Here is a 10,974-nt window from a genome sequence, read left to right on the forward strand (position 1 = left end):
CCCGTAGGCCGCAGCACCGCAAGCCGCCCACCGCGTAAGTCGGCCGCCCCCGTCGCGTCAGCTGCGACGGCGTTCCGCGGGAACGCCCATCTCGCCGAACAGCTCCTCCGCCGCACGCTCGTTGCGCGCCGCCTCCTCCGAGAGGCCGAGGGCGGACTGGGCGCGGGCCATGCCGGACAGGGCGTAGGCCATCTCGATGCGGAAGTCGAGGGAGTGCGCCACCTCGTGGGCGCTCTCGTGCAGGCCGAGCGCCGCCACGTACTCCTTGCGCTTGTAGAGATAGCGGCCGACGGTGTTCTCGACCTTGGCCCGGCGCAGTGGAGAAACGTTTGGCCCGATGGTTTCCATGGCCCGGTCCGCGTACCGGACGGCCTGCTCGTCCCGGCCGAGCCGCTGGGCGACCTCCGCGAGCAGCGCGAGGGCGAGCGCCACCTGCCCCGGGTCGCTGTTCTCGGTGCACAGGGCCCGCGCCCGCGCGAGGCAGGTGTCGGCGGCCTCGTTGTCGCCGAGGCAGGCATGGGCGAACGCCAGGTCCGTGAAGGCCACCAACTTGTTCTCGTGCTGGCCCAGTTCGTCGCAGAGCGCGATCGCCCGACGGGCCGCCGACGCCGCCTCCTCGTGCCGCCCCCACTGCTCGTACAGGGTGCTGAGCAGGGTGAGGCTCTCCGCCTCCGCGCGGCTGGCGCCCAGCTCCCGCTGGTGCGCGATCGACTTCTCCAGATGGGACAGCGCCTGCGGGAACCGGCCGAGCAGACTGTTCAGCTGGCCGAGGGCGCCCTCGCTGTGGGCCAGCGTCTGCACGTCCCCCAGCCGTTCGGCGACGTCACGGCCCTCCGTGGCCACCTCGATCCCCTCGGCGAAGCGGCCCAGCTTCCAGCAGGCCACGCCCAGGTTGGACAGGCTCACCCCCAGCAGCGGCAGCTCGCCCAGCCGGCGCGCGGCCGCCACCGCCAGGAGCCCCATCGAGCGGAACTCCTCCAACTGGCCCCGCGCACTGAGCTGGAAGGCCAGATTGCGGCTCAGGAACACGGTGTGGCGATCGTGCCCGAGCCGGTCGGCCAGACCCACCGCGCCGAGGAGCGACCCCTGCTCCCGCGTGAACCACTGCTCGGCCTGCTCGCTCTCCGGGAACCGCGGAAGCCGCGTGCGCCACTCGTCCGCGTCCTCCACCTCCGCCACCTCGGTGGGAATGCGGCGCCGGCCCGGGAACATCACCTGGCAGGCCGACTCCGTCGCCGCCAGGTAGTAGTCGAGCAGACGGCGCGTCGACGCGGAGTCGTCCTCCTCCGTCGCCGCCGACCGCAGGCTCTGCGCGAAACTGCGCACCAGGTCGTGGAAGGTGTACAGGCCGATCTCGGGCTGCTGCAGCAGATGGACGTCCAGGAGGAGTTCGAGGATGTCCTCGGCGTCGGCCGGATCGGCCTCCAGGAGCGAGGCCGCCGCGTACACGTCGAGATCGCCGCCGGGATGCAGCGCCAGACTGCGGAACGCGGTCCGGCAGTCCTGATCCAGGGCCTGGTACGACAGACGCAGGGTGGCGGCGACGCTGCGCTGCCCCGAACTCAGCTCGTCCAGCCGGCGCGTCTCGTCCCGCAGCCGGTCGGCCAGGTAACGCAGCGTCCAGCGCGGTCTGTTGCGCAGCCGGGCGGTCGCGATCCGCAGCGCCAGCGGAAGATGGCCGCACAGCCGGGCCAGCTCGGCCGCCGCCTCCGGCTCCGCCGCGTACCGCCGCTCGCCCAGCGTCTCCGCCATCAGCGCCGCGCACTCCGCCGGCGACATCACGTCGATCGAGATCCACTGCGCCGAGTCGAGGTCCACCAGCCGGGCCCGGCTCGTCACCAGGACCAGGCAGCCGGGCGTCGTCGGCAGCAGCGGTCGTACGCCGTCGGCGTCGGCGGCGTTGTCGAGGAGGAGCAGCAGCCGCTTCCCGGTGACGGTCGACCGCCACAGCGCGGTACGGCCCGCGAGGTCCTCCGGGATGCGCGCGCCCGGCACGCCCAGGGCGCGTAGCAGGCTGTCGAGCGCCCCGCCGGCGGTCACCGGCTGCTCGCCGGGGGTGTATCCGCGCAGGTCGATGTAGAGCTGGCCGTCGGGGAACTCGGAGGCCAGCGAGTGCGCCGCGTGCACGGCGAGGGAGGTCTTGCCGCTGCCGCCCATGCCGTCCAGGGCCACGATCCGGGAATGCCGCGCGCAGTCCCGGCCGGCCGAGTCGAGCAGCTCCCGCAGTTCGTCGCCGCGCCCGGTGAAGTCGGCCAGGTCGTACGGCAGGGTGCACGGCGCCTCGGTGGGGGCCGTCTGCGGAGCGGCGACCGGGGCCGCGACGGGCGGGGGAGCGGGGGCGGCCAGCTCCGGGCTGTCGCGCAGGATCCCCTCGTACACCTTGGTCAGCCGGGGGCCCGGGTCGACGCCCAGCTCCTCCACCAGGAGCTCGCGGACCCGGCTGTACTCCTCCAGGGCCTCCGCCTGCCGGCCCGAGCGGTACAGGGCGAGCATCAGCTGCGCCCGCAGCGACTCGTGCAGGGGATGCGCCTGCACCAGATCCCGCAGATCGACGACGAGCTCCGCCGTCTCGCCGAGACCGAGCCGCAGATCGAAGAGCTGCTCCGCCGCGGCGAGTCTGCGCTCCTCGAGCGCGGTGGCCGCCGCCTCGATCACCGGGCCGCCCGCCCCCGACAGGATCGGTCCCCGCCAGAGGCCGAGGGCGCGGCGCAGGGATTCCACCGCGTCGACCGCCCGGCCCTCGCCCGGGGCGTCCCGGGCCGATTTCACAAGATTCCCGAACTCCGTCAGGTCCAGCTGCTCCGGAGCGAGCACCACCCGGTATCCGGGGCCGTCGGTGACGATGACCTCGCTGCCCGCGGGGATGCGCCGACGCAGATCCGCGACCGCCTTGCGGACCTGGTGCGAGGCGGTCGCCGGCGGGTCCTCGGCCCAGGCCGACTCCACGAGCCGGCCGATCGTCAGCACCCGTCCCGGCTCCAGGAGCAGCGTCCCGAGCACGCGTTCCTGGATGAGGCCCCCCAGCCTCAGCCGGGAACCGTCGGCCCAGCCCTCGAGGGGGCCCAGCACGTTGAATCTCAGCGATTGCTCCTCGGCAGCGGTCATTGCCGCGAGCACCCCCCCAGGTCTCCCGCCCGCGCCCTCGGCGCCGGTGTTTGCGGATCCTAGCCCGTTCCCGTGACCCCCGGGAACGAGGCGGTACGGGATCGGTAAGCGGTGCGGCCACCGTATGACCCACGAGGCCGACTCCTTCACGGCCCTCGCGACTGAGGACCCCCCATGCAGCAAGGAGACTGGTCATGACCGAACAGGCATCGCCGGACGGGCTCGCCGAGCAGCTGCGGGCGGCACGGCAGTGGGCCGGGATCACGCAGGAGCAACTGGCCGGGCTGTCGACCGTCAGCGTCCGGGCCATCCGTGATCTGGAGCAGGGGCGGGTGCGGCACCCGCGCCGCGAGACGCTCCGGCTGCTCGCCGGCGCCATGCGGCTGAGCGACGCCCGCCGCGCCGCCCTGGAGCTGGCCGTCGAGGGGGCGGAGGCCGGCACGGTGATGCGCGAGGCGTACGGCGCCGAACTGGCGCCGCCGCCCCAGCCGTTGCGCAGACTCGTCGGCCGCGCCGAGGAACTCCGCGTCCTGACCGGCCTGCTGGCCACCGAGCACGAGCGGCTCCTCAGCGTGGTGGGCCTGGCCGGGGTGGGCAAGACCCGACTGGCCCAGGAGGCGGCCCTGCTGCTCCACGGCCGCGACCGGACCCCCGTCGTCTGGGTCGACATGAACGAGACCGCGCCGTCGGCGGCCGGGCCCACCGGGACCCGCAGCCCGCGGTCCGCGCTGACGGGCTGGGCCCGCTCGGTCGCCCTCGGCGGCCGCGGCCTGGACGAACTCGCCTCCGTGATACGCGGCCGGGCCACCCTGCTCGTCCTCGACGGCCACGACACCGGCCCCCACCTCACGCCCCCGCTCCTGGAACTGCTGCACGTCTGCGAGCGGCTCAAGGTCCTGATCACCACCCGCGAGCCGCACCGCACCCCGGGCAACCGGATGCTGCCGCTCGGCCCGCTGCCCGTACCCGACCCGGAACCGGGGGAGTCCCCGAGCGGGCCGGAGACGCCCGGCGCCTCCCTGACCGCCGGCCAGCCCGCCGTCGAACTCATGCTGTCGTACGTCGGTCACATGCGCCCCGACCTGATGCCCGGCGACTCGCTGGTGCGCACGGTCGCCGGGATCAGCCGGGCCCTCGACGGTGTCCCGCGGGCGATGGAGGCAGCCGCCTCCTGGCTGCTGCTGCGCTCTCCCGCGGAGCTGCTGCGGATCGCCCGGACCGCGCCGCTCGACGTCGTGGACGACGTGACCGCCGCGGACACCGGCGGCGACGCGGGCGGCGAGGGGCTCGCCGCGCTGCTCGCGGCGGCCGTGGGCCGGCTCGACGACGGGCCCGCGGCGCTGCTCGGCGACCTGAGCCTCCTTCCCGACGGCTGGAGCGCCGACCAGGCCGCCGCCGGCCTGTCCGCGACGCCGGCCGCCGTGGTGCGCGACGTCCACGCGCTGATGCTGCGCGGCCTCGTGCGGCGCCTTCCCGGCGAGGAGGACGGAGCGCCCCGGTTCGGGGTGCTCAACCTGGTGCGGCAGCTCGCCGCCGAACGCGCCGCCTCGCTCGTACCGGCGACGGCCCTCGTCACCACCTGAGCGGACCCGGCGCCCCCGCTTCCCCTTCCCGCCCCTCCGCTGCCTCCCCTCCCGCTCCTCCCCTTCCTCCCGTTGCTTCCTCCTCCTCCTCCCCTTCCCCTGCTGCTTTCTCTTCCCCTTCCCCTTCCCCTTCTTCGAAGAAAGGCCCGTCCGCCATGCGCAACCTGATCTCGCTCGCCGACCTGAAGCCCGAGCAGCTCGCCCGTATCGTCGCCCGCGCCGTCGAGTTCGGCACCGGCGGCGTCGACGACAAGCCGCTGGCCGGACGCCAGGTCGGTGTCTACTTCCGCAAGTCGTCCACCCGGACCCGGACCTCGTTCTGGAGCGGTGCCACCCGGCTGGGCGCCGACGTCATCACCTTCGGCCCCGACGAACTCCAGCTGACCACCGGCGAGACCGTGGAGGACACCAGCCGCGTCCTCGGCCAGTACCTCGACGCGCTCGTCGTCCGCACCAACGGCGACGTGGCGGAGATGCGCCGCCTCGGCGGCAGCCCGGACCTCGCCGTGGTGAACGCACTGAGCCTCGACGAGCACCCGACCCAGGCGATCGCCGATCTGACCACGCTCGCCGAGCACTTCGGGAAGCTCGCCGGGCTCCACGTACTCGTCGTCGGCGAGGGCAACAGCTCCGGCGCGGCGCTCGCACTCGCCGGCGCGCTCACCCCCGGGCTGCGGATCACCCTGCTCAGCCCCGAGGGGTACGAGGTGCCCAAGAGCACCATGGACCTCGTCGACGAACTGAGCGGCGGCGACCACCAGGTGCGCCGGATCACCGACCCGGCCGAGGTCGAGGGCCCCGTCGACGCGGTCTACACGAGCCGCTGGCAGACCATGGGCGTGCCGAAGGCGGACCCGGACTGGCTGACGGCGTTCGAGGGCTTCGCCATCGACCGCGCGTTCTTCGAGCGGTACAGCGGCCCCGACACCGTCTTCCTGCACGACCTGCCCGCCGTGCGCGGCCAGGAGGTCACCGACGAGGTCCTCGACGGTGAGCGCAGCCTCGCGTGGCGGCAGGCCCACCACAAGATGACCGCGGCGATGGCCGTACTGGAGTGGTGCGTGGTCGGCGAGAACTGACCGGCACACGCCGGAAACGGACGGGGGCGGCGTCGGTACGGGTTCGTGGAACCCGTTACCGACGCCGCCCCCGCGTGTGGGCGACGGTCGTCAGCCGCCCATCGCGGCGACCACCGAACGGGGCCGCAGATCCGTCCAGTTGGCCTCGATGTACTCGGCGCACTCCTGCTTGCTGCCCTCCTCGCGGACCAGCTGCCAGCCCTCCGGGCGGCGGATCCGGGCGGGCCACAGCGAGTGCTGGCCCTCGTCGTTGGCCAGGACGACGAAACGGCCGTCGGCGTCGTCGAACGGATTGGTTGCCATGGCTTCACCTCTGTGGGTTCCGTGGAACGGGGATCCGGTGCCGCACCGGTGCCTCGACGCTACGAGACGGTGCCCGCCGGTTCGGGCAGCCGGGGCGGCAGTTGGGCGGCAGGCCGCCCGGGCCTCGTACGCGCCGGCCGGCCCCGTGCCCGGGCTCCTACACGAGGACGCGGGACACCTCGTTGGCGCGCGTGACGGCGATGCCGGTGGCGACCGCGGCGGCCCGCACCGAGCCGAGCGCCTCGCGCAGCAGCTCCGTGCGCAGCTGCGGCTGGTCCGCCAGCTCCGGCCGGTCGGCGTCGATCAACTGCACCGCCGCCTCCAGTAGGGCGAACGTGGCCTCGCCCAGGGGCTCGTGGCGGTCGGCATCGGTCATGACGTCGCGCAGGGCCGCGGCCAGTTCCGCGGCGGGGGCGATCTGGGACATGGGTCCACTCCTCAGGTTTCTCGGACGCGCGTGCTCCCGCGTTCCGCTCCGGCCGACGGGGCTTCGGAGCGGCGGATTTCGACTGTAGGGCGGGTCGGAAGGGCGGCGGCGACAGGCACCGGCAACTGCCGCCCGGCTGCCGCCCGGGGCGCCGGTCGGCGGGGTCAGGCGTTCCTACGATCGATGCCGAAGGGATGTTCCGAGCGATCCAGGACCTCCTTCTCCCACTTGTCATCCCACGATGTGGACGAAGAAGTGATGATGCAGACTGCGGAATGGGCGTCCCCGGAGCGATCCGGGCCGCTGGACGTCGTTGTCACCGGACTGCCGTCCGATGCGCACACCTGGAACCTCGTATTCATTCAGCTGCTGATCGAGGACCTGGGACACCACGTCATCAACCTGGGCCCGTGCGTCCCCCAGGACGAGATCGTCGAATCCTGCGGCAAGTACCAGCCCGACCTGCTCGTGGTCAGCACCGTCAACGGCCACGGCTTCCAGGACGCCGACCAGCTCATCCGGGCGATCCGCTCGCGCTGGGAGCTGGCCGGACTGCCCGCCGTCATCGGCGGCAAGCTGGGCGTCCTCGGCGCCGAGCAGCGGGCCGGGCACGACCGCCGGCTCCGTGAGGCGGGCTTCGACGCGGTGTTCCAGGACGACCCGGAGGACGGTCAGGACGCGGGCCTCGGCGCCTTCGAGGCGTTCATCGCCCGCCTGGACGCCGAGCGCGCCCCGGCCGCCGGCCGCGTCCCCGTCGGCCGCGTCCCCGGCGACCCCGCCGATCTCGCCCCGGTGGCCTCCGCCGCCTCCCTCGAAGGGGTGGCAGGGTGACGTCCACGTCCTTCGGCCGGTTCGTGGCCGCGGCCCACGCCAGGGGCGCCCTCGTCGTCCAGCCCCGCATGGGCTTCTCCGAGCCCACCCGGATGCGGACCGGGCTCGCGGCCACCAAGGCCGCCACGGACGCCGTCGCCGGCACCCTCACCATCGACAGCTACACCAGGGTCTGCGACGAGCCCTCCGCCGTCCGCGCCCTGAGCGACGGCATCCCGCTCAACGGCTACCCGATCACCTCCTACAGCCCGGGCACCTCGCACTGGGTCCTGGACGGACTCGCGGACGACACCTTCCCCGTCCAGGTCCGGCACGGCTCGGCACGGCCCCAGCGGATCGTCGCCGCGCTCGCCAGGCTCGGCCTCACCGCGACGGAGGGCGGCCCCGTCTCGTACTGCCTGCCCTACGGACGCACCCCGCTGGAGGACTCCGTCCGCAACTGGGACGAGACCTGCCGGCAGCTGGCCGCCCTGCGCGCCGACGGCGCGGAACCCCACCTGGAGAGCTTCGGCGGCTGCATGCTCGGCCAGCTCTGCCCGCCGGGACTGCTCGTGGCCATCAGCGCCCTGGAAGGGGTCTTCTTCCACCGGGCCGGACTGCGGTCCGTCTCGCTCAGCTACGCCCAGCAGACCAACCCCGAGCAGGACCGGCAGGCGGTCCGCGCGCTGCGCCGGCTCGCGGCCGAACTCCTGCCGGACACCGACTGGCACGTCGTCGTCTACACCTACATGGGCGTCTACCCGAGGACCACGCGCGGCGCCCACGCCCTCCTCGCGGACTCCGCCGAGCTCGCGGTCCGGGCCGGCGGGCAGCGGCTCATCGTGAAGACCGCGGCCGAGGCCCACCGCATCCCGACCGTCGCCGAGAACGTCCGGGCCCTGCGCATCGCGACGGAGGCGGCCCGCCGGGCCGCCGCGACCTCGGGCGCCGACAACGGCGAGGGCGGGGACGACGAGACGGGCAACCCCGTCTACGCGGAGGCCCGCGCCCTCGTGGACGCCGTACTCGACCTGCACACCGACCTCGGCAGCGCGCTCCTGAAGGCCTTCGAGCGCGGCTACCTGGATGTCCCGTACTGCCTGCACCCCGACAACGCCGGCCGCTCCCGCAGCCACATCGACGCTGCGGGCCGCCTGACCTGGTCGAACATCGGGGCCATGCCCATCGGCCGGGTCGCCGGACGCAGCGGCGCCCGGCTCACCGCGACCGGACTGCACGACGCGCTGACCTTCGTACAGCGCCGTTACGACCACCTCGACACCCGCACCGAGGACGTCGGCCCCCTCCCCGTCGACGCCCCTCTCCTCCAGGAGGTATGACCATGACCGTCACCATCGCCGAGGCCGTGGACGAGGCGCTCCTGCCGTTCCCGGCGTCGCCCGACGCGCATCTCACCGATCCGCTGACCCGGGCCACCCTGCGCGTGCAGAGCCACATGCTCGCCGCGACCCGCGCCTTCCTGACCGGCCAGGGCTTCCAGGAGCTGCTGCCGCCCATCATCGGCCCGGTCACCGACCCCGGCATCCGCGGCTCCAAGCAGGTGGACGTCGACTTCTACGGCCACAAGTACAAGATGATGACGAGCGCGATCCTCTACAAGCAGGCCTCGCTCCTCGCCTTCGACAAGATCTTCTACATCGCGCCCAACGTCCGGCTGGAGCCCCTGGAGACGGCCGTCACGCACCGGCACCTCGCCGAGTTCCACCAGATCGACGTCGAGATACGCGACGCCCGCCGCGAGGACGCGATGGACCTCGCCGAGCGGCTCGTCACCCATGTCGTCGCCGAGGTCGTCTCCCACATGCCGGCCGAACTCGACGTGCTCGGCCGGGACGCCGACGCCCTGCGCCGGATCTTCGCGGACGCCTTCGGCCGCGTCGGCCACCAGCAGGCCACCGCCGAGCTCATCGGCCTCGGCCACCCCCAGGACCCGGCCGCCGAGATCGACTGGCAGGGCGAGGAGATCGTCTCCTCCCGCGCCGACCGCCCCTTCTTCATCACCGACTACCCCAAGGGCTCCCGCGGCTTCTACGACAAGGAGAACGCCGAACAGCCCGGCGTCCTGCGGAACTTCGACCTCATCGCCCCCGAGGGCTACGGCGAACTCGCCAGCGGCAGCGAGCGGGAGCACGACTACGCCACCCTCGTCACCCGCATGCGGGAGACCGGCGAGAACCCCGCCAAGTACGGCTGGTACCTGGACCTGGCCCGCCGCGGCATCCCCGCCAGCTCCGGCTTCGGCATCGGCCTGGAGCGCTTCACCCGCTACGTCACCGGCCGGCAGGCCGCCTGGCAGGCCAGCGCCTACCCGAAGCTCCCCGGGGTGGTGTCGGCGTGAGCACCGCACTCGTCGCGGACGGCTTCCCCGAGGAGCAGGTCCGGCAGCGCGCCCGGCACGGCGCCGGGGCGGTCTTCCCCGCCGAGGCGGGCTACGGCACCGGACTGCTCGGCGCCGTTCCCGCCCCGTCGCCGGAGCGGACCGGGTACGACCCGGAGGACGTCCTGGAACGGATCCGGATCGTGCCGCCCGTCTTCATGCCCGAGCGGCTGAAGAAGCTCATCGACCTCGCCCGCGAGCCGCTCTACAGCGACGTCGCGCTCGACACCGTCATCGGCGGGTTCAGCAGCCGGCTGCCGCTGTACGTGTCGGCCTTCGGGTCCACCCGGGTCGCCAGCCACGACCTCGGCGAGGCCGCGGGCCGGCAGGCCGGAGCGCTCGGCATCCCGCTGGTCATCGGCGAGAACGTCGTCCCCGTCAACGGCTACCGCAGCGCGGGCGAGGCGGGCGCCTCCCCGCTGCTCGGCCGGATCGCCGCCTACGCCGCGGCGGCCGACGACGAGCACGGCGGCGTCGTCGTCCAGCAGTCCACCGAGGACGCCGACGCCGAGGTGTGGAACCTCGTCTACAGCGACCCCGTCACGGAACCCCTCCTCGCCACCGGCCGCCTCGCCTTCGAGCTCAAGGTCGGCCAGGGCGCCAAGCCCGGCCTCGGCGGACTCACCCTCCTCGACCGGGAGACCGCGGGCCAGGTCTCCGAGCAGTACTCCCTCGACGAGGTGTTCGGCGCCGGCAGCGACCAGGTGCTCCGGGTCGCCAGCCCCGGCACCTTCACCGAGGAGATCCTGCGCCAGCAGATCCGCCTCATGCGCAACAACTTCCCCCGGGCCCGCGTGTGGGTGAAGCTCCACCCCGGCCGGGACGTGGCCCACGCCGCGGCCACCGCCTGGGCGGCCGGCGCGGACTCCGTCACCGTCGACGGCGCGGAGGGCGGCACCGCCTGGGCCCCCACCGGCTTCCTCGGCCACGTCGGCCTGCCGCTCGCCGACTGCCTGCGCCGGGTCGGACCCACCGACCACTGCCTCCTCGCCAGCGGACGCATGTGGGAGGGCACCCGCGCCGTCAAGGCCCTCGCCCTCGGCGCCCGCGCCGTCGGCCTCGGCCGCGCCGCACTGCTCGCCGTCGACGAGGACCGCGAGGCGGGCCTGACCCGGCTCGTCGAAGCCCTCGCCCTCGAACTGCGGATGCTGACCAGCGCGGTCGGTAAGTACCACGTGAACGGCCTGGATCCGGAGGACCTGCTCCTGCCGGACCGGTGGGAGCGGCCCCCGGCCGCCCCCGGCGCCGCCTAGCCCGCCTCAGCACCAC

The 10,974-nt window shown here is 73.7% G+C and carries 9 protein-coding genes; 6 read left to right on the forward strand and 3 right to left on the reverse strand.

All coding sequences use genetic code 11. The annotated features are described in order from the left end of the window. Positions 1–57: 57 nt before the first annotated feature. On the reverse strand, positions 58–3,105 hold the full coding sequence (locus tag AMK27_RS13710) for an AfsR/SARP family transcriptional regulator (RefSeq protein ID WP_198955863.1): 3,048 nt from the start codon (positions 3,103–3,105) through the stop codon (positions 58–60). 194 nt (positions 3,106–3,299) lie between these two features. Here AMK27_RS13710 and AMK27_RS13715 point away from each other — a divergent pair, with 194 nt between their 5' ends. Together AMK27_RS13715 and AMK27_RS13720 are read left to right on the forward strand one after the other, a co-directional pair. Beyond that, complete coding sequence (locus AMK27_RS13715) at positions 3,300–4,688, forward strand: helix-turn-helix domain-containing protein (protein ID WP_073906344.1); 1,389 nt, start codon at positions 3,300–3,302, stop codon at positions 4,686–4,688. Positions 4,689–4,843: 155 nt separating this feature from the next. Beyond that, positions 4,844–5,767: an ornithine carbamoyltransferase gene (locus AMK27_RS13720; protein WP_073906345.1), complete on the forward strand. Its 924-nt coding sequence runs from the start codon at positions 4,844–4,846 to the stop codon at positions 5,765–5,767. Positions 5,768–5,857: 90 nt separating this feature from the next. Here AMK27_RS13720 and AMK27_RS13725 read toward each other — a convergent pair whose 3' ends face one another. Both AMK27_RS13725 and AMK27_RS13730 read right to left on the reverse strand, forming a co-directional pair. Next, positions 5,858–6,070 (reverse strand): MbtH family protein, encoded by a 213-nt coding sequence (locus AMK27_RS13725; RefSeq protein WP_055602877.1) that lies wholly within the window; start codon positions 6,068–6,070, stop codon positions 5,858–5,860. Between the two features lie 157 nt (positions 6,071–6,227). Next, a complete protein-coding gene (locus tag AMK27_RS13730) occupies positions 6,228–6,497 on the reverse strand; it encodes a hypothetical protein (RefSeq protein ID WP_073906346.1) in 270 nt (89 codons plus the stop codon). Between the two features lie 258 nt (positions 6,498–6,755). Here AMK27_RS13730 and AMK27_RS13735 point away from each other — a divergent pair, with 258 nt between their 5' ends. Genes AMK27_RS13735 through AMK27_RS13750 form a run of 4 tightly spaced genes read left to right on the forward strand, consistent with a single transcriptional unit; the run spans position 6,756 to position 10,958 of the window. After that, entirely contained in the window at positions 6,756–7,328 is a 573-nt protein-coding gene (locus AMK27_RS13735; RefSeq protein WP_198955864.1) for a cobalamin B12-binding domain-containing protein, read from the forward strand. Continuing rightward, complete coding sequence (locus AMK27_RS13740; protein ID WP_073906348.1) at positions 7,325–8,647, forward strand: methylaspartate mutase; 1,323 nt, start codon at positions 7,325–7,327, stop codon at positions 8,645–8,647. The genes AMK27_RS13735 and AMK27_RS13740 overlap by 4 nt, the downstream gene beginning before the upstream one ends. Further along, positions 8,644–9,666 (forward strand): asparagine synthetase A, encoded by a 1,023-nt coding sequence (locus tag AMK27_RS13745; protein WP_073906349.1) that lies wholly within the window; start codon positions 8,644–8,646, stop codon positions 9,664–9,666. Before AMK27_RS13740 ends, AMK27_RS13745 begins: the two co-directional genes overlap by 4 nt. Continuing rightward, on the forward strand, positions 9,663–10,958 hold the full coding sequence (locus tag AMK27_RS13750) for a glutamate synthase-related protein (RefSeq protein WP_073906350.1): 1,296 nt from the start codon (positions 9,663–9,665) through the stop codon (positions 10,956–10,958). Before AMK27_RS13745 ends, AMK27_RS13750 begins: the two co-directional genes overlap by 4 nt. Positions 10,959–10,974 lie beyond the last annotated feature (16 nt).

The sequence above is a fragment of the Streptomyces sp. CB02009 genome (assembly GCF_001905825.1).
In the GTDB taxonomy this organism is placed as follows: Bacteria; Actinomycetota; Actinomycetes; order Streptomycetales; family Streptomycetaceae; genus Streptomyces.